The 17,824-nt window shown below is 66.2% G+C and carries 17 protein-coding genes and 1 riboswitch; of the genes, 12 read left to right on the forward strand and 5 right to left on the reverse strand.

Annotated elements, in window-relative coordinates:
- Positions 1–10: 10 nt before the first annotated feature.
- The 3 genes from M5C98_RS03965 to M5C98_RS03975 all read right to left on the reverse strand — a co-directional run bounded on the left by M5C98_RS03965 (position 11) and on the right by M5C98_RS03975 (position 4,335).
- The gene (locus tag M5C98_RS03965; protein ID WP_272551114.1) at positions 11–1,417 is read right to left on the reverse strand and encodes a hypothetical protein; all 1,407 of its coding nucleotides are present in this window, start codon (positions 1,415–1,417) and stop codon (positions 11–13) included.
- A 62-nt stretch (positions 1,418–1,479) separates the two neighbouring features.
- Positions 1,480–3,108: a peptide chain release factor 3 gene (locus M5C98_RS03970; RefSeq protein WP_272551115.1), complete on the reverse strand. Its 1,629-nt coding sequence runs from the start codon at positions 3,106–3,108 to the stop codon at positions 1,480–1,482.
- Positions 3,109–3,297: 189 nt separating this feature from the next.
- A complete protein-coding gene (locus tag M5C98_RS03975; RefSeq protein WP_272551116.1) occupies positions 3,298–4,335 on the reverse strand; it encodes an acyltransferase family protein in 1,038 nt (345 codons plus the stop codon).
- Positions 4,336–4,479: 144 nt separating this feature from the next.
- Positions 4,480–4,576: riboswitch (S-adenosyl-L-homocysteine riboswitch) on the forward strand.
- 70 nt (positions 4,577–4,646) lie between these two features.
- On the opposite strand from M5C98_RS03975, the gene ahcY reads away from it, so the two are divergent.
- The 5 genes from ahcY to M5C98_RS04000 all read left to right on the forward strand — a co-directional run bounded on the left by ahcY (position 4,647) and on the right by M5C98_RS04000 (position 9,349).
- Entirely contained in the window at positions 4,647–6,077 is a 1,431-nt protein-coding gene (gene ahcY / locus M5C98_RS03980; protein WP_272551117.1) for an adenosylhomocysteinase, read from the forward strand.
- A 137-nt stretch (positions 6,078–6,214) separates the two neighbouring features.
- Positions 6,215–7,216 (forward strand): TlyA family RNA methyltransferase, encoded by a 1,002-nt coding sequence (locus tag M5C98_RS03985; protein WP_272551118.1) that lies wholly within the window; start codon positions 6,215–6,217, stop codon positions 7,214–7,216.
- Entirely contained in the window at positions 7,213–8,067 is an 855-nt protein-coding gene (gene metF, locus M5C98_RS03990; RefSeq protein ID WP_272551120.1) for a methylenetetrahydrofolate reductase [NAD(P)H], read from the forward strand. The genes M5C98_RS03985 and metF overlap by 4 nt, the downstream gene beginning before the upstream one ends.
- Before the next feature lie 255 nt (positions 8,068–8,322).
- Positions 8,323–8,721, forward strand: coding sequence for a hypothetical protein (locus M5C98_RS03995; protein ID WP_272551121.1), 399 nt, complete (start codon positions 8,323–8,325; stop codon positions 8,719–8,721).
- Positions 8,687–9,349: a septal ring lytic transglycosylase RlpA family protein gene (locus tag M5C98_RS04000; protein ID WP_272551122.1), complete on the forward strand. Its 663-nt coding sequence runs from the start codon at positions 8,687–8,689 to the stop codon at positions 9,347–9,349. Before M5C98_RS03995 ends, M5C98_RS04000 begins: the two co-directional genes overlap by 35 nt.
- Before the next feature lie 12 nt (positions 9,350–9,361).
- Here the strand turns inward: M5C98_RS04000 and M5C98_RS04005 are convergent, their stop codons facing one another.
- Positions 9,362–10,255 (reverse strand): 23S rRNA (adenine(2030)-N(6))-methyltransferase RlmJ, encoded by an 894-nt coding sequence (locus M5C98_RS04005; protein WP_272551124.1) that lies wholly within the window; start codon positions 10,253–10,255, stop codon positions 9,362–9,364.
- 248 nt (positions 10,256–10,503) lie between these two features.
- Here M5C98_RS04005 and M5C98_RS04010 point away from each other — a divergent pair, with 248 nt between their 5' ends.
- The 7 genes from M5C98_RS04010 to mdtD all read left to right on the forward strand — a co-directional run bounded on the left by M5C98_RS04010 (position 10,504) and on the right by mdtD (position 16,700).
- A complete protein-coding gene (locus tag M5C98_RS04010; protein WP_272551125.1) occupies positions 10,504–12,420 on the forward strand; it encodes a serine/threonine protein kinase in 1,917 nt (638 codons plus the stop codon).
- 163 nt (positions 12,421–12,583) lie between these two features.
- On the forward strand, positions 12,584–13,012 hold the full coding sequence (gene rplM, locus M5C98_RS04015) for a 50S ribosomal protein L13 (protein WP_092745280.1): 429 nt from the start codon (positions 12,584–12,586) through the stop codon (positions 13,010–13,012).
- An 11-nt stretch (positions 13,013–13,023) separates the two neighbouring features.
- On the forward strand, positions 13,024–13,416 hold the full coding sequence (rpsI, locus tag M5C98_RS04020; RefSeq protein ID WP_092745279.1) for a 30S ribosomal protein S9: 393 nt from the start codon (positions 13,024–13,026) through the stop codon (positions 13,414–13,416).
- 165 nt (positions 13,417–13,581) lie between these two features.
- Positions 13,582–14,295 carry a DUF6776 family protein gene (locus tag M5C98_RS04025; RefSeq protein ID WP_272551127.1) on the forward strand — a complete coding sequence of 238 codons (714 nt, stop codon included), beginning with the start codon at positions 13,582–13,584 and terminating at the stop codon, positions 14,293–14,295.
- Positions 14,296–14,356: 61 nt separating this feature from the next.
- Positions 14,357–14,755: a bactofilin family protein gene (locus M5C98_RS04030; RefSeq protein ID WP_272551129.1), complete on the forward strand. Its 399-nt coding sequence runs from the start codon at positions 14,357–14,359 to the stop codon at positions 14,753–14,755.
- A 59-nt stretch (positions 14,756–14,814) separates the two neighbouring features.
- Entirely contained in the window at positions 14,815–15,180 is a 366-nt protein-coding gene (gene erpA / locus M5C98_RS04035; protein WP_008907234.1) for an iron-sulfur cluster insertion protein ErpA, read from the forward strand.
- Positions 15,181–15,275: 95 nt separating this feature from the next.
- Complete coding sequence (mdtD, locus tag M5C98_RS04040) at positions 15,276–16,700, forward strand: multidrug transporter subunit MdtD (protein WP_272551132.1); 1,425 nt, start codon at positions 15,276–15,278, stop codon at positions 16,698–16,700.
- A gap of 4 nt (positions 16,701–16,704) precedes the next feature.
- Here mdtD and M5C98_RS04045 read toward each other — a convergent pair whose 3' ends face one another.
- Positions 16,705–17,814, reverse strand: coding sequence for an anhydro-N-acetylmuramic acid kinase (locus M5C98_RS04045; protein WP_272551133.1), 1,110 nt, complete (start codon positions 17,812–17,814; stop codon positions 16,705–16,707).
- Positions 17,815–17,824 lie beyond the last annotated feature (10 nt).

Consider the following 17,824-nt stretch of genomic DNA (forward strand, 5'->3'; position numbering starts at 1 on the left):
AGGGGTCGTGTCATGCCGACACGGGGCGGGCCGGCGTTGGGCGGCGCAGGGCGAAAGCGGGAAGCAGGGCCAGGGGCAGGGTGAAGAACGGCAGGAGGTAGCGGTACTCGCCTGCGGTGGACAGCAGGAAGATGGCGGCGAGCTGCACTGCCATGGGCAGGGCCACGATCAGCAAGGACGGATCGCGCCGGGCGATCCCTCGGCGCAGTGCCCATGCCAGCAAAAGCAGGCCGAGCCAGGGGGTCCACAGCAGCCACCGCCATGCATGGCTGGCCTTTTGCAGGGCGATGAAGCGGCGCTCCACGCCCCGCAGGTCGAAGTCGCGAAAGACCGATACCGCCTGGGTGCGCGGCAGCACGTAGGTGGAATAGGTCACGGCCGGGAACCCGCCCTGAGCCAGTGCCGCGGCCAGGAAGACGTTCACCCGGCTGGCGACGAAATCGGGCAGGTTCTGCCACAGGTTGTAGGTGAAGAATTCACGCACCAGGGCCTTCTGGTCGGGCTGCGGCAGGCCTTCCACATGCGGGCCTTCGGGATGGAAGACGAGCATGTCCCAGTACGCCGGGTCGGTGTAGGCCAGCAGTTGCGGCACGGGGCGGTAGCGGCCGAGCCTGTCGAGCGTCGCGGGCGACACCTTGGGCTGGTCCAGCACCCAGGGGTCGTTCATGTGGGGGTACTGGTCCCACAGGTGGTTCATGGCCCGGGGCTTCAAGAAGTTCACCGTCTCGAAGACCACCATGGGATAGACGGCCTCCTGCGTCCTGGATGGATGCAGCTGGTGGCCCGCGAACATGGCTGCACAGACTGCGCCGATGACGGCTGCCAGCCTCCAGCGGCTGCGGCGGTCCAGCACCAGCAGCACGGCGATGGCCGGCAGCAGGAAGACGATGCCGTTGGGCCGGGCGAAGGCCGCAAAGGGCAGCGCCACCGCCACCATGGCCAGCGAAGCCGCGCCCATCGTGCGCTGGCGGGTTGCCAGCCACAGCTCGAACAGCAGGCCGCAGGATGCCACGGCGAAGATGCCGTCCGGGTACAGCGTGCCCATGAAATAAACCATGTGCGGCGCCACGCACACCAGCACGAGCGCAACCGCAAAGCTCTTCTTGAGGCCCTGCCGCCAATACCACGCCAGCAGGCGGGCAAAGATCAGCGCACACAGGCACAGCAGCACCGCCACGGGCACTTCCACCCGCCGAGTGCCTTCGTAGAAGAGGCGCACGAAGTAGTACCAGAAGACGGTCTTGCCAGAGCGGAAGTCGCCGCCGCGCTCCACCTCCAGCAGGATGGAGACCGAATCCTCACCGAGGATGCCGGGCCAGAAGGCCATCAGCCAGGTGCCGTACAGCGCGGCCAAGGCGCTCCAGATCACCAGGAAGGGGCCTGCGGCCGCCCACCAGCCACTGGCACGCGGCGCCATGCCAGCGCGGGAAATGGAGGGGAATGGCAGCGTCGCTCCCACAGGCGGGCGGGGGACTGCGTTCAACCGGCGGCTTGCAGCGCCAGGCCGGCGTGCTCGCGCAACGGGTGGAAATGGATCTTGGGGAACCGCTCCTGGGCCAGGCGCACGTCGTAGGGCGAGGTGCACAGGTAGGCCAGCGTGTCCGCCGCGTCGTGCGCCAGCCGCAGCGGGTAGGCGTCGGTGAACGCGCGCAGGTCGGCCGGGCTGTCGGCGGTGATCCAGCGGGCGCCGGTGTACTGGCAGCCCTCCAGCCGCACGTCGGCGTCGTATTCGTTCTTGAGGCGGTGCTGCACCACTTCGAACTGCAGCTGGCCCACGGCGCCCAGCAGCATGGCGCCGCCCGCGTCGGGCTTGAAGACCTGGATGGCGCCCTCTTCGCCCAACTGGGCCAGGCCCTGCTGCAGCTGCTTGGTGCGCAGCGGGTTCTTCAGGATGACCGTCATGAAGAGTTCGGGGGCGAAGAACGGCAGGCCGGTGAACTGAAGGCTGGCCCCGTCGGTGATGGTGTCGCCCAGCTGCACGCCGCCATGCGTGGTGAAGCCGATGATGTCGCCGGCATAGGCCTCTTCCACGGCCTCGCGGCGCTGCGACATGAAGGTCACCACGCTGGTAGGGCGCAGTTCCTTGGCGGTGCGCTGCACCTTGAGCTTCATGCCCGGCGTGTACCTGCCCGAGGCCACGCGCACGAAGGCGATGCGGTCGCGGTGGTTGGCGTCCATGTTGGCCTGCACCTTGAACACCACGCCCGAGAAACCCTGGTCCTCGGGCTGCACGGTCTTTTCGACCGGCTGCTTGTTGACCTGCAGGCTGCTCAAACGCGGGCGCGGCGAGGGCGCGAGATCGACCAGCGCATCGAGCACCTCCATCACCCCGAAGTTGTTCACGCCCGAGCCGAAGAACACCGGCGTCTGCTTGCCGGCGAGGAATGCGTCGTGGTCCCAGGTGGGCGAGGCGCCCACGGCCAGTTCCATGCTTTCGATGGCCGCGTCGAATTCGCTGCCGAAGCGCGCGCGCAGGTTGTCGGCGTCGGACAGGGGGATGGTCTCGAAGTCCTGCGGGCGGCGCTCGCTGCCCGACTCGAACACCGTCATGGTCCGTGTGCGCAGGTTGATGATGCCGCCGAAGCCTTTGCCCTGGCCCACGGGCCAGGTCATGGGCACGCAGGGCATGCCCAGTTCGCGCTCGACCTCGTCCAGGATGTCCAGGGGCTCGCGCACTTCGCGGTCCATCTTGTTCACGAAGGTGATGATGGGCGTGTCCCGCTGGCGGCAGACCTCGATCAGGCGGCGCGTCTGCGCCTCCACGCCGTTGGCCGCATCGATCACCATCAGGGCCGAATCGACGGCGGTGAGCACGCGGTAGGTGTCTTCCGAGAAGTCCTTGTGGCCCGGCGTATCGAGCAGGTTCACCACGTGGTCGCGGTAGGCCATCTGCATGACCGAGCTAGCCACCGAGATGCCGCGCTGCTTTTCGATCTCCATCCAGTCGCTGGTGGCGTGGCGGCTGGCCTTGCGGCCCTTCACCGCGCCGGCGATCTGGATCGCGCCCGAGAACAGCAGCAGTTTTTCCGTGAGCGTGGTCTTGCCCGCGTCAGGGTGGGAGATGATGGCGAAGGTACGGCGGCGCCGTGTTTCGGAGACGTAGGACACAGTGTTTTTGGTGAGGGCGCGGCGCAGGCGTGTGGGCCGAAGTACGGGCGCCGGGGCCGGCGCGCTGCCGTGCCACCGCGGAGGGCGCCCGCGGAAAAGTGGCCGTATTCTAACGGCGGCCCCTTACGCAACTGGTGCAACTGGTCGCCGGGCGGCCCCTGTGCGGTGGCCGCTCGGCAGGCGGCGGGATTACGCGACCGCCTGGGGCACCGCCGGCGCACGCTGGAACAATCGCTTGAACCGCAGCACCGGCGATTCCACCCCATGCCACGAGGCATACCCGGCCACGGCGGCCAGTGCGACGGACAGCAGCAGGCTCGTCATGAACGGCAGGTGCGGCCAGAGGGCATGCACCGACTGCTGCACGGGGCAGCCGTACAGGTAGATGCCATACGACGGGTCTCCGCCACGCTGTAAAAAGGCCAGCGCGGGCACGTTCAGCGAGCCGAGAAAGATCAGCAGCGGTGGCAGCAGCAGCAGGCCCGCCGAATGCTCCAGGTGGAATCCGAAGAACAGCACGGCGGCCAGCGGCGTCAGTATGAGCAGCAGCCGGCCGGACCGGGCGTGGAACTCATCGCGGAAGACGGCGATGAGCGCGCCATAGGTGAAATAGGCGGGGTACTCGAACCAGTGCCGCATCTCGCCGGTCAGGTCGGCATTGCGGGCCGTGAGAAAGAACGCGATGTAGGCCAGCCCGGCAATGCAGGCGAACCAGCGCGACTTGAACACGCCCAGCAAGCCCACGCCGGCAAGCACCAGGTAGCACAGGCTTTCCATGGGAATGGTCCACAGGGGCCCGTTCATCAGGTGCTTGAGCGGGTTGTTTTCAAACACGCCGGGCAGATAGGGGTAGTCCTTGATCAGCAGCAGGTTGCGAAAGTAGCCCAGCGTGTCCGGATGGCCCAGAAAGTCCGCAGCCGGCATGGAAGTGAAGAAAAGCCCGAACAGAAAGACATTGGTGAGCACGGCGAACAGCACCCCGGGCCAGATCCGCAGGAACCGCTTGAACAGGAACGCCAGCGCCTGCGGCTGGCGCAGCCAGCTCAGGGTGACGAGGTAGCCGCTGATCGTGAAGAAGGTCATTACCGCCACGCCGCCCACCATGTCGGAATGCAGCCAGGACGGTGGCGCAGTGCGCGTGATATGGAAGTGATGGCTGAAGATCACCGCGCTTGCTGCGCCGATGCGCAGCAGGTCGAACAGGTTGCCCCGGTGCTGTGTGGACATGGTCTCTCTGCTTCTTCCGGCCCGCTGCGGGCGTATCGCTTGTTATGACGGTGGCACTGTGAATCCAGGCCTGTCTCCGGCACCCAGGGTGCCACGTTCGGCGCTCAGGCATGGAGAAAAAGCGCGATGTCCTTATAATCGCTGCTTTCCGAGGAGCGTTGCAGCGTCTTTTCCCCCGGTGCCCGGTGTGCGGCAGGGACGCGAGGCTCGGATCATCATTTTGCAACGACGCTCGCCCACGCTTCTTGTGCGGTGAGTGAGCCATTCCCCCTCCGATGCGTGGTTTTTTACCTTCTTCACTGGAGAAAACCATGAGCGCAGTTCTCAAGCCCCAGGCCGACCAGGCCATCGCCGACCTCTCCCTTGCCGCATGGGGCCGCAAGGAAATCCGCATCGCCGAGACCGAAATGCCCGGCCTGATGTCCATTCGCGAAGAGTTCGCCGCCAGCCAGCCGCTCAAGGGCGCGCGCATCACCGGCTCGCTGCACATGACGATCCAGACCGCCGTGCTGATCGAAACGCTGAAGTCCCTGGGCGCCGACGTGCGCTGGGCCTCGTGCAACATCTTCTCCACGCAGGACCATGCCGCGGCCGCCATCGCCGCCACGGGCACGCCGGTCTTCGCCATCAAGGGCGAGTCGCTGGAAGACTACTGGGACTATACCCACCGCATCTTCGACTTCGGCCCCAAGGGCAGCGCGGGCGAAGGCCCCAACATGATCCTGGACGACGGCGGCGATGCCACGCTGCTGATGCACCTGGGCCAGCGTGCCGAGAAAGACGCATCCCTCGTCGCCGGCAATGGCGCCAGCGAAGAAGAGCGCATCCTGTTCGCCGCCATCCGCAAGAAGCTGTCGGAAGACGCGACCTGGTACACCCGCAAGTCGGCCGAGATCATCGGCGTGACGGAAGAAACCACCACCGGCGTGCACCGCCTGAACGAGATGTCCGCCAAGGGCACGCTGCTGTTCCGCGCGATCAACGTGAACGATTCGGTCACCAAGTCCAAGTTCGACAACCTGTACGGCTGCCGCGAATCGCTGGTGGACGGCATCAAGCGCGCCACCGACGTCATGATCGCCGGCAAGGTCGCCGTGGTGGCCGGCTACGGCGACGTGGGCAAGGGCTCCGCCCAGGCGCTGCGCGCGCTGTCGGCCCAGGTGTGGGTCACCGAGATCGATCCCATCAATGCCCTGCAGGCCGCCATGGAAGGCTATCGCGTGGTGACGATGGACTACGCCGCCGACAAGGCCGACATCTTCGTGACCACGACGGGCAACAAGGACATCATCACCCACGACACCATGGTGAAGATGAAGGATCAGGCCATCGTCTGCAACATCGGCCACTTCGACAACGAGATCGACGTCGCGTCGATCGAAAAGTACGAATGGGAAGAGATCAAGCCCCAGGTGGATCACATCACCTTCCCGGACGGCAAGAAGATCATCCTGCTGGCCAAGGGCCGTCTGGTGAACCTGGGCTGCGGCACCGGCCACCCGAGCTTCGTGATGTCCTCGTCGTTCGCCAACCAGACCATCGCGCAGATCGAGCTGTTCACCAAGCAGGGCGACTACGAAGTCGGCAAGGTCTACGTGCTGCCCAAGCTGCTGGACGAGAAGGTCGCGCGCCTGCACCTGAAGAAGGTCGGCGCCATGCTGACCGAACTGACGGACTCGCAAGCCGCCTACATCGGCGTGAGCAAGAGCGGCCCCTACAAGCCCGATACGTACCGTTACTGATCGGGCGGGGCTTCGCCGCCCCGGGGCGGCGGCCGGCGACCCCGGCCAGTCTGCCCTGTTTTGCTATAAAAATAATAGCTTCCTGCGCTAGTTAAACATGCGCTGGAGGCCTTTTTGACTCTGAAAAGGACGGGCGCATGCGCGCAGACGTGTATCTGGTGGACAAGGGCCATGCCGCGACCCGATCGCAGGCGCAGCGCCTGATCGCGGCGGGCGTGCAGTGGCGGCTGGCACCCAGCCTGCCCTGGCACAAGGTGGCCAAGAACGGTGACGAGATCCCGGACATCGCCGAAGTGCAACTGCTCGACCAGGCCGAGGCGCGCTACCTCTCGCGTGGCGGCCTCAAGCTGGAAGGCGCGCTCACGGCCACGGGCCTGGACGTGGCGGGCTGGCGCTGCCTGGACGTGGGCCAGAGCACCGGCGGCTTCACCGACTGCCTGCTGCAGCGCGGCGCGGCCCAGGTGATCGGTGTGGACGTGGGCCACAGCCAGTTGCACGACCGCCTTCGGCAGGACCCGCGCGTGGTGGCCGTGGAAGGCGTCAACGCCCGTTCGCTGACCGCCGCATCGCTGCAGGAAGCCTGCGAGGATGCGCTGTCCGAGCAGGTCGAGCAGCACCCCGACGACAACGAAACCCAGCCTGAAGCGCCCTACAGCTGGATGCGCAACGGCGGCCTGATCGATGACGAATACGACGACAGCGCCGATGCCAAGGAACACGACGTGGAAGCCTTCAAGGCCGAGCGCGCGGCCAGGGCGCGAGCCCGCGCCGAGGGCGTGCTGCCCACGGTACGCCGGCGCCGGGCGGGGCTGGAAAAGGTGGACATCACGCCGGAATTCGATCTGGTGACGGGCGACGTGTCGTTCATTTCGCTCACGCTCATCCTGCCGGCGGTGGCGCCTCTGCTGAAGGCGGGCGGCGACCTGCTCATGCTCGTCAAGCCCCAGTTCGAATTGCAGCCCGGCCAGGTGGGCAAGGGCGGCATCGTGCGCGATGTGGCGCTCTACGCCGTGGTCGAGCAGCGCATCCGCGACTGCTGCGCAGAACTCGGCCTGGCCGTGGCCGCATGGATGGACAGTTCCATCGACGGCGGCGACGGCAACCGTGAATTTTTCGTCCACGCAAGGAGGGCGGCATGAGTGCCTCCAATTCACCCTTGACGACCCGCTTGCCGGTCAGTTTCGAATTCTTTCCCACCAAGACGCCCGAAGGCGCCGAGAAGCTGCGCGCCGTGCGGCAGGCCCTGTATGCCCGCCGGCCCGATTTCTGCTCCGTCACCTACGGTGCGGGCGGCTCCACGCAGGAGGGCACCTTCGCCACCGTGCGCGAAATCCTCGCGGAAGGGGTGAGCGCGGCCTCGCACTTTTCGTGCATCGGCGCAACGCGCGAGACGGTGCGCAGCCAGCTGGCCACGCTCAAGGCCATGGGCGTGAAGCGCCTGGTGGCCCTGCGCGGCGATTTGCCCAGTGGCTACGGCGCGGGCGGCGAGTTTCACTACGCCAGCGATCTGGTGGCCTTCATCCGGGCGGAGACGGGCGATGACTTCCATGTGGAAGTGGCCGCCTATCCGGAAGTGCATCCGCAGGCCCGTTCGCCCGAAGCCGATCTGCAGGCCTTCGCGCTCAAGGTGCGTGCCGGCGCGCACTCGGCCATCACGCAGTACTTTTTCAATGCCGACGCCTACTTCCGCTTCGTGGACGACACGCGGCGGCTGGGGCTGGATGTGCCCGTGGTGCCGGGCATCATGCCCATCCTGGGCTCCACGCAGCTCATGCGGTTCTCCGACGCCTGCGGCGCCGAGATTCCTCGCTGGATTCGCATGCGCCTGCAGGGCTTCGGCGACGACACGGCCAGCATCAAGGCCTTCGGCCTGGACGTGGTCACGGGGCTGTGCGAGCAGCTGCGCGACCGCGGCGTGCCGGGCCTGCATTTCTATACGATGAACCAGAGCGCTGCCACGCTCGAGATCTGCCGCCGCCTGGGGCTCTAGGCGCCGGCAGCCACTCCGGTAATATCGCGGCTTCGTTTTTCGCGCTCATCCATGACATCCGCCTTCGCTCCCCTGTTGGCCGCCGCACTGTGTTGCATGGCGTCTTCCCCGCTCTGGGCGCAGATGCGGTACGTTTGCCGGGATGCTGCGGGCAACAGCTTCACGATGTCGCGTCCCTGTCCCTCGGGCACGACAACGTCGGTGGCGGCGACGGGGCCTGTCTCCCCCCCTCCGACATGGCGCTATGAGCCGCCCGTGCGTTCCGTGCCTGAAGGGCCGGCCTACCAGCGCTACATGAGCGCCCGCTGCCGCTCCCTGAGCGACACGTTGCGTGGAGGCTCCTCCGGCATTCAGCCCGATGCCTACGCAGGCATGCGGCGCGAATACCAGCGCGATTGCCGCGAGGAGGAAAACGACGCCTCTTCCCGGTATTACAAGGAGCAGGGCGAGGCACGCAGGCAACGCCAGGAGCAGGAGCAGCAAGTGCAGGTGGCGGCCCAGGCGTCGCGCGAAGAGGCGGCTCGCCATGCCGAGCAGTGCAAGGAGTCGCGCCGCATCCTCAATGCCAAGCGAGCCCGCACGGACCTGACCGAAGGCGAAAGAAAGGACCTGAAGCGTTTTGAAGACGCCTACGAAACGCGCTGCCAGCGCTGAATCACGCCACCGGCTCGGTGCGCTCCTGTCGGGCGCGCTGCTGTCGTGCGTTCTGGTGGCCTGCGCCGTGAAGGCGCCCGCGCCCACCGACGAGGCCATCGCTGCGCCACCAAAGCCGTCGCTTCCTTCACCATCGGCAGCCCAGCCGCTGCCCCGGGCTGCCGGCCCGGTCGCGGCGCCACCGGCCGACGTTGGCGGTGCCCCCGCAAGCCGTCCTAACACCGAGGCCGCCGCCGAGTCCGACATGGACACCGATACGTTCGTGCAGCAAGGCCTCGCGTCCTGGTACGGGGCCCGCTTCCACCGCCGCCGCACGGCCAGCGGAGAGCGTTTCGACATGAACGAATTCACTGCAGCCCACCGCACCTTGCCCTTCGGCACGCGCGTGTGCGTGCGCAGCCTGGTCACCGGCCGGGCCGTGCAGGTGCGCATCAACGATCGCGGGCCTCATTCGCCGGGCCGCATCATCGACGTGAGCCGCGCTGCTGCCGGTGCGTTGGGGCTGCTGGGGCTGGGCACCAAGCCCGTCCTGGTTTCGCAGGCGCCGCAAGACGCCGATGCGCAGTGCCCGGATGCCACGGCTTCCGGCCTGTCGCAGGCCGGACCGTTGCCGGCGGCCGGCGAATAGGCTGGCTGAAGCTCAGCCGCCCGATTCCAGCGTGTGGGAGGCGTGGTGGTCCTGTGCCAGCAGTTGCGCCATCTGCGGTAGCGCCGGCTTGAGTGCTGCTTTGAGCGTGAACGGCGGGTTGATCAGGAACATGCCGCTGGCGGGAAGGCCGGGGCGGCGCGCCTGGCCGTCGGCGGCACCGGTCACTTTGCTCGACTTCACGGTGAGCGTGGCATGCAGCCACGATTTGCCGGCCTTGGTCGCAAGGGTCTTCAGGCGCCGCGGCAGGTCATGGGCCTCGGGCCGCGGAATGATCGGATACCAGACGGCATAGGTGCCCGTCGCAAAGCGCTTGAGCGAGTCCGCGGCCATGTCCAGAACCCGGCCATAGTCGCTCTTGATTTCATAGCTGGGATCGCACAGCACGAGAGCGCGGCGGGCCGGTGGAGGCAGGAATTTCTTGATGCCTTCGAAGCCGTCCTCATGCAGCACCGCCACTTGGCGGCCTGCCTCCAGCTGGGCCACGTTGCCGGCCAGCGCGCGCAGGTCGGTCGGGTGCAATTCGAACACCTTGAGCTTGTCGCGGTCGCGCAGCAGGCGCCGCGTGATGAACGGCGAGCCGGGATAGACCCGCGTCACATTGCCCTGGTTGAAGGCGCCGACCATGTCGACGTAGGCCTGAAGCGCGGGCGCCAGAGGCTCTTTCAGCACGGCGGGCGGCACCAGGCGGAGAATGCCGTCCGCCGCCTCGCCGCTGGTAGCCGCGTAGTCGCCATCCAGCCGGAACAGGCCGGCGCCGGCATGGGTGTCCAGCACAGTGAGCGCTGCGTCTTTCTGCGTAAGGTGTTGCAAAGTGGCAATCAGCACCGTGTGCTTGAGCACATCGGCGTGGTTGCCCGCATGGAAGGCGTGGCGATAACTGAACATGATGGGCCAATGGTAACCACGCACCGCCCCGGTTGCCGCGTGATCGTGCCCCGAGGCCGTGGAGCAGTGCGCGCCATGCCGTGCAGGTGTGACGGCCCAGGGTGGCCGCCGCGCGCTTTGTCGCCGCCAACGCTCGGGCTTGCTGCATGATGGCGGCTTCGGCGAATGTGTTGCAATCCACCCACTTGTCCGTTGCCGGGTGCGCCTTTGCTGGTGCACCATTGCCGCCCGAAAGCCCAGCCGCCACCATGTCCGCCATCACCAGCACCGAACCCCCGACCGACGTCCACCACGTCGATGCCCTGCCGGCCGGGACGCGTCTGGGGGAGTTCGAGGTGCTTTCGCTGCTGGGAGTCGGCGGGTTCGGCATGGTCTACAAGGCGTTCGACCACTCCCTCCTGCGCTTTGTGGCCATCAAGGAATACATGCCGTCGGCCCTGGCCGCGCGGGCGCAGGGGCAGTCGCTCTGGGTGCGGTCCTCGTCCCAGGAGCAATCGTTCCAGGCGGGGCTGGCCTCTTTCGTGAGCGAGGCGCGCCTGCTCGCCCAGTTCGACCATCCCTCGCTGGTCAAGGTCTTCCGCTTCTGGGAGGCCAACCACACGGCTTACATGGTCATGCCGCTCTACACGGGCATGACGCTCAAGCAGGCCCGCGCCCACATGCGCACACCGCCGCCCGAGGTCTGGCTGCGAAAGATGCTGTGGTCGGTGCTGAGCGCCCTGCGCGTGCTGCACGAGGGCCAGACGCTGCACCGCGACATCTCGCCGGACAACATCTTTCTGCAGGACAGCGGCCCTCCCGTGCTGTTGGATTTGGGTGCCGCACGCCACGCGATCAGCGACCATGGGCATCAGCACACGGCGGTCCTGAAGGTCAACTATGCGCCGATCGAGCAGTACAGCGACGGCGAAAGCGATCTGCGCCAGGGCCCCTGGAGCGATCTCTATGCCCTCGGTGCCGTGGTGCACGGCAGCCTGTGCAACGACACACCGCTGCCCGCCACGCTCCGATCCATCCGCGACCGCATGGTGCCGTTCTCGCGCGTGGCCAAGACGGTGCGGCGCCAGTTCGGCGTCGAATATTCCCCGCCTTTCGTGGCGGCGATCTCGCAGGCGCTGGCGTTGCGGCCCGATGAGCGGCCCCAGAGCATCGACGAATTCCTGCGCACCATGGACATGGCCACCCCGCCAGAGTGCATCGACCAGTTCGATTTCAGGGCCGAGCTTGGCGATGTCTGGGTGGAGCCGGCCGACCGGCATGGCACGGGCGTGGCGGTGCCCATGATCGATATCACCTCCGTGCCCCTGCCGGCAGTGGGCGCCGCTTTGCCGACGCCTCTGGCCGCTTCGGTGGATGCGCCCACGGTGGATGCGGGCACGCTGGTGCATATCGATCGGCAGGAGGCGGGCGACACGGTGGTGTCCGACGGGCAGGACACGGTTTTCATGGACGGAGGACAAGAGGTGGCAGATACGGTGACGGATGGCGATACGGTTTTCGAGGAACGGCGCCCTCAGCATCCGGAGAGGCTGGGACGGCCCAAGACCCGCCGCAGCCAGGCTGCTGGCGAAGCATCGCCGGCGCCCGCCATCTCTGGCGGGCGCCGCCGTCCCTTGCTGTGGGCGGGTGCTGGCGTGATGGCCGTGGCGGTGATCGCTGCGGGGCTCTGGTGGAATTCGTCGCGCGATGCGCACCACCCGGCCAAGTACACCCCGGAAGACCAGATCATCACGGAACTGGCCGAGCCGCCGGCGGCCGTGGCGTCTGCGCCGGCCGAAGTGATCGCCGTGGTCGACGAGGCGGCCGCACCGGTCGTAGCGGCTGCATCCGTGGCGCCGGTCGCCGCGACCCCGGCGTTCGTCGTTGCATCGGCACCACGGCCCAAGGCGGCGCCACGCAAAGTGGCGGAGCCGTTGCCTGTGGCGGCAGCGGAAGCGCCATCCCCACCGGAGCCTGCGCCGGTGGTTCCTGCCGCCGCGCCCAAGCCTGCGGCGGCGCGGGTGGCGGGGCCAGATGAGGCATGCGCCAACGCCGGGTTCATTGCACGGCCGATGTGCGTTCACCAGCAATGCCAGAACGCGGCCGTGGCGAATCACCCGCTGTGCGTCGAGAATCGCCGGCGGCTTGAGGCGGAAGAGCGCCGCCGCACGATGCTCTCCCAGTAGCCTTGCCTTGGCATTTTTCCGCCGGTTCGTATAATGGCGGGCTTCGCAGCGCTTTTTTGGTCCCGCGGCGAAGTAATTCACACCACCTAAGAGGCTTCCTTCAGAGAAGCACCGACCGTGGAAAAGGACCGACAAACCCCCCGTTCTTTGAAAAGAGAAACTCATGTCTACTTTCAGCGCAAAGCCCGCTGAGGTCGTGCACGAGTGGTTTGTGATTGACGCGACCGACAAGGTCCTCGGACGAGTAGCCAGCGAAGTTGCTCTCCGTTTGCGCGGCAAACACAAGGCCATTTACACGCCTCACGTCGATACCGGTGACTTCATCGTCATCATCAACGCCGCTCAGCTCAAGGTCACCGGCACCAAGTCCCTGGACAAGGTGTATTACCGCCACTCGGGCTATCCCGGCGGTATCACGGCCACGAACTTCCGCGACATGCAAGCCAAGCACCCCGGCCGCGCGCTGGAAAAGGCTGTCAAAGGCATGCTGCCCAAGGGTCCCCTGGGCTACGCGATGATCAAGAAACTCAAGGTGTATGGCGGTGCTGAGCATCCCCACACCGCCCAGCAGCCCAAGGCGCTGGAAATCTAAGGAGCCTTGAGATGATTGGTGAATGGAACAATGGCACAGGCCGTCGCAAGTCCAGCGTCGCCCGCGTGTTTCTCAAGAAGGGTTCCGGCAAGATCACTGTGAATGGCAAAGACATTCAGCAGTATTTCGGCCGCGAAACCTCGATCATGATCGCCAAGCAGCCGCTCGCGCTGACCAACCATGTCGAAACCTTCGACATCCAGGTCAACGTGCACGGCGGCGGTGAATCCGGCCAAGCCGGTGCCACCCGCCACGGCATCACCCGCGCCCTGATCGACTACGACGCAACGCTGAAGCCCGCGCTGAGCCAAGCCGGCTTCGTGACCCGCGATGCACGTGAAGTCGAACGGAAGAAGGTCGGTCTGCGTTCTGCACGCCGCGCCAAGCAGTTCTCCAAGCGTTAAGCTTCGCCGCTGCAAAAGACTGCCATGCCTTGCTGCGCCTTTCCAAAGGCTGCAAAAGGGGCGTGTCAGTCGGCCGAAAGCACCTTCGGGGGCTTTCCTGCTGCAAAAAACCGCCGATCCGGCGGTTTTTTCATTTCTGCCCTCCGATATGTTGAATAGGGAAACATGCGACTCAAGCTGCTACGGCGCCGTTTGACCATCAGTGCTCCCAGGGTGTCGGTCCGCAGTGCAATGCCATGGCCTGTCCGGTGGGTTCTGCTCGCCATTTTCTTCGGCCTGTGCGCTGCGCTGGCGCTCTGGGCGTTCGAGTTCGGCAAGAGCATCGCAGGCTTGGATTCCCGCTCCCGTGCCGAACTGGTGCGTTTGCGCGAAGAGGTGGCGCAGTTGCGCGAGGAGCAGCGCCTGCAAAAGGACACGTCGAGTTCTGCCGGCACGCTGCTGACCGCGGAGCGCACGGCGATGGACCGCCTGATGGCCCAGATGCGCCAGTTGGAGGCGGACAACCGCGCCCTCCGGGACGACCTGGGCTTTTTCGAAAAGCTCATCCCTGCGGGCAAGACCGAGGGGGTCAGCATCCGTGGACTTCAGGCCGACGTGGTGGGGGGCAGCCAGTTGCGCTGGCAGGTGCTCGTGATCCAGCCGGTGCGCAATGCGCCCGAGTTCCGTGGGCGGCTGGAGTTGCTGCTGGCAGGTACGCGCGATGGACGCCCCTGGACACAGGCGATTCCTGCGGATGGGCAACCCCTTCAGTTCCAGCAGTATCGCCGGGTGGAAGGGTTGTGGCCATTGCCCGGCAATGCCGTGGTAAAAACCGTGACCGCGCGGGTCTTGGAGGGCAGTGCGGTGCGTGCCACCCAGACCCTGAGCATCGAAGAATAGCGGTTGTGGCGGCGTCGGCAATGGGCCATTCCCTCCCGTGCCAACCGACTGGAGTGTTCCCATGTTTTCTCGCAAGAAGCAGCCCCCGATCAAGAGCCTGATTGCCCATGGCACCCGCATCAACGGCGAAGTGCGGTTTTCCGAGGGCCTGCGGATCGATGGCGAGGTGGCGGGGGACGTGCGGGCCTGCGACGAGCAGCCCAGCATTCTGGTGATATCGGAGTCCGCCCGGGTGGAAGGCGCAGTGCATGCGGCCCACGTGATCGTCAACGGCACGGTCCTGGGTCCGGTGCATGCCGCAGAACTGCTGGAGTTGCAGCCCAAGGCGCGCATCACCGGTAACGTGCACTACAAATCGCTTGAAATGCACCAAGGTGCCACGATATCGGGACAGATGAGCCCATCGACCGTGCTGGTCGAGGAAAAACCCACACTGAAGTTGGCGTCAAACGCCAACTGACCCACATTCGAGGGTCATTGCAGTACCATCGACGGCAAACCCTCCCGAAGGAGCACTCCATGAGCGCCGTAGCCGAAAACATCCAGACCGAAATGCCCGCCCCGATCCTGTTCACCGACAGCGCGGCGGCCAAGGTGGCTGACTTGATTGCCGAAGAAGGCAACCCCGACCTGAAATTGCGTGTGTTCGTCCAGGGCGGCGGATGCTCGGGCTTCCAGTATGGCTTCACGTTCGATGAAATCACCAACGAAGACGACACCACCATGACCAAGAACGGCGTGTCGTTGCTCATTGATGCCATGAGCTACCAATATTTGGTTGGTGCCGAGATCGACTACAAGGAAGATCTACAGGGCGCCCAGTTCGTCATCAAGAACCCGAACGCCACGACCACCTGTGGTTGCGGATCGAGCTTCTCGGCCTGATGGCGCGATTTTTCGCCTGACCCAAAAGCCGCCTCCGGGCGGCTTTTTGCTGGGCATGTGCGGCGGAACCCCTTACCGCCGTTGATCGGAACGGCATGCAACAAGAGCGCTCCCTTCAAATCCTGCTGTGGCTAGTGGCCGTCGGTTTTTTCATGCAGACGCTGGACGCCACCATCGTCAACACGGCCCTGCCCACCATGGCGCACAGCCTGGGGGAAAGCCCGCTGCGCATGCAATCGGTCGTGGTGGCGTATTCGCTGGCCATGGCGCTGCTGATTCCGGCTTCGGGCTGGGTGGCTGACCGCTTTGGCGCGCGGCGGGTGTATCTGAGCGCCATCGTGCTGTTCGTGGTGGGCTCGGTGCTTTGCGCCGTGTCGAGCCGGCTGGACCAACTGGTGGCGGCACGGGTGGTGCAGGGCCTGGGCGGAGCGCTGCTGCTGCCGGTGGGACGGCTGGTGGTGCTGCGCACCTTTCCGCGCGAGAAGTTCCTGCAGGCCATGAGCTTCGTGGCGATCCCGGGCCTCATCGGGCCGCTGATCGGACCCACACTGGGCGGCTGGCTGGTGGAGGTGGCATCGTGGCACTGGATCTTCCTGATCAATGTGCCGGTCGGCCTGATCGGTTGCCTGGCCACGCTGCGGTACATGCCGGCCGTGCCTGGTGCCCCGGTGGCCCGCTTCGACCTGGCGGGCTATCTCATGCTGGCCTTCGGCATGGCGGCGCTGTCTCTGGCGCTCGATGGACTGTCGAGTCTGGGACTGCGGCAGGCGAGTGTGCTCGTGCTGCTGATTTTCGGGCTGGCGAGTCTGGTGGCGTACTGGCTCCATGCGGCACGCAAGCCGAACCCGCTGTTCTCGCCCCGGCTGTTTTCGGTGGCCACGCTGCGCATCGGGCTGCTTGGCAATCTATTTTCGCGCCTGGGCAGCTCGTGCATGCCCTTCCTGATCCCCTTGATGCTGCAGGTGACGATGGGTTACACGCCCCTGCACGCCGGGCTGATGATGCTGCCGGTGGCGTTGGCCGGCATGTCGATGAAGCGCTTCACGACGCCATTGATCACGCGGTTCGGCTACCGCCGCGTTCTGGTGGGCAACACGCTGATGGTGGGGATCACGATGGCGAGTTTTGCGCTCTCGGCCCCCTCGCAGCCGCTGTGGTGGCACATCGTGCAACTGGCGATCTTCGGGGCCGTGAATTCGCTCCAGTTCACGGCCATGAACACGGTCACGCTCAAGGACTTGAACCAGGGCATGGCCAGCAGCGGCAACAGCCTGCTGTCGATGGTGCAGATGGTGGCCATGGGCATGGGGGTGGCCGCCGCGGGCGGGGTGCTCTCGGCATTCACGGGCCACTTCGGGAGCGGGGGCGCGCAGCAGACGCTGTGGGCCTTCCAGGGCACCTTCGCCTGCATGGGGCTGGTGACCATCGCCTCGGCAGGCATCTTCTGGCAGTTGTCTCCACGCGACTCCGAAAGCGGTGCGGCTGCCGACGACGTGCCCGACGTGCCGGAGCACGTCTGAGCCGTCAGGCGGGGTAGATCGCGCCCAGGATGCGCAGTCCGGCCGCACCGGTAACGCTGGGCAGGTTGCCGCTTTGCCGCTCCACGGCGCGGTAGGCCAGCCAGGCGAAGGCGGCTGCTTCCACCTGCAGGGCCGGCATGCCGTGCGCGTCGGAGGCCGATACCGCGACCCCGGGCACAAGTGCCTGCAATCGGCGCATGAGGTGGCCGTTGAGGGCGCCGCCGCCGCACACGATCAACGGGTGACCGCCGTCGCCGAAATGGCGCACTCCATCGGCGCAGACGGTGGCCGTGAATTCGGTCAGCGTGGCCTGGACATCGGCCGGCGTGGCGGATGCGAACGCCGGCAGGTGCCCTGCCAGCCAGGTGGGGTTGAAAAGGTCCCGCCCTGTGCTTTTGGGCGGTGGCTGCGCCAGATACGGTTCGGCCCGCAGTGCGCCGAGCAGCGCGGGCAGCACCTGTCCGCTGGCGGCCCAGGCTCCGTCGCGGTCGAACGGCTGGCCCGTGTGCTGCTGGCACCAGTGGTCCATCAGCGCGTTGCCGGGTCCGCAATCGAACCCCAGCACCGCACCCTGCGCGCCCAGCATGCTGAGGTTGGAAATGCCGCCGATGTTCAATACGCAGACGGTTCGTCCGGACTGGCCGAACACTCCTTGGTGGAAGGCCGGCACCAGCGGCGCGCCCTGGCCGCCTGCCGCCACATCGCGGCTGCGGAAGTCGGCCACCACGTCGATGCCCGACAACTCGGCCAGCAAGGCGGCGTTGCCCAGTTGCAGCGTGTAGCCGGTGCCGTCGAAGGCCTGCGGACGGTGGCGCACCGTCTGCCCGTGGGCGCCGATGGCGCGGACGGCGGAGGGTGGCACGCCGGCCTGGCTCAAAAGCGTGTGCACCACGCCGGCATAGGCACGCGCCAATGCGTTGCCGGCCAGCGCCGCGCGGTGCAGTTCGTCGGTGCCGGGTGTATTGAGTGCGAGCAGATCTGCTCTTAAATCAGGAGCAAAAGGTGCGCATGCATATTGCGCGACCTTGCATTTTCGATTGGAGAAATCGGCCAGCACCCCATCGACTCCGTCGAGCGAGGTGCCCGACATGAGCCCGATGTACAGCGCTGGCATGGGGCCGGAA

The organism is Acidovorax sp. NCPPB 3576 (genome assembly GCF_028473605.1).
GTDB lineage: Bacteria > Pseudomonadota > Gammaproteobacteria > Burkholderiales > Burkholderiaceae_C > Paracidovorax.

Coding starts and splice junctions, on each gene's coding strand:
- M5C98_RS03965 (WP_272551114.1), bottom strand. CDS start 1,417: ATGGCGCCGCGTGCCAGTGGCTGGTGGGCGGCCGCAGGCCCCTTCCTG.
- M5C98_RS03975 (WP_272551116.1), bottom strand. CDS start 4,335: ATGTCCACACAGCACCGGGGCAACCTGTTCGACCTGCTGCGCATCGGC.
- ahcY (WP_272551117.1), top strand. CDS start 4,647: ATGAGCGCAGTTCTCAAGCCCCAGGCCGACCAGGCCATCGCCGACCTC.
- M5C98_RS03985 (WP_272551118.1), top strand. CDS start 6,215: ATGCGCGCAGACGTGTATCTGGTGGACAAGGGCCATGCCGCGACCCGA.
- metF (WP_272551120.1), top strand. CDS start 7,213: ATGAGTGCCTCCAATTCACCCTTGACGACCCGCTTGCCGGTCAGTTTC.
- M5C98_RS04005 (WP_272551124.1), bottom strand. CDS start 10,255: ATGTTCAGTTATCGCCACGCCTTCCATGCGGGCAACCACGCCGATGTG.
- M5C98_RS04010 (WP_272551125.1), top strand. CDS start 10,504: ATGTCCGCCATCACCAGCACCGAACCCCCGACCGACGTCCACCACGTC.
- rplM (WP_092745280.1), top strand. CDS start 12,584: ATGTCTACTTTCAGCGCAAAGCCCGCTGAGGTCGTGCACGAGTGGTTT.
- rpsI (WP_092745279.1), top strand. CDS start 13,024: ATGATTGGTGAATGGAACAATGGCACAGGCCGTCGCAAGTCCAGCGTC.
- M5C98_RS04025 (WP_272551127.1), top strand. CDS start 13,582: ATGCGACTCAAGCTGCTACGGCGCCGTTTGACCATCAGTGCTCCCAGG.
- M5C98_RS04030 (WP_272551129.1), top strand. CDS start 14,357: ATGTTTTCTCGCAAGAAGCAGCCCCCGATCAAGAGCCTGATTGCCCAT.
- erpA (WP_008907234.1), top strand. CDS start 14,815: ATGAGCGCCGTAGCCGAAAACATCCAGACCGAAATGCCCGCCCCGATC.
- mdtD (WP_272551132.1), top strand. CDS start 15,276: ATGCAACAAGAGCGCTCCCTTCAAATCCTGCTGTGGCTAGTGGCCGTC.
- M5C98_RS04045 (WP_272551133.1), bottom strand. CDS start 17,814: ATGCCAGCGCTGTACATCGGGCTCATGTCGGGCACCTCGCTCGACGGA.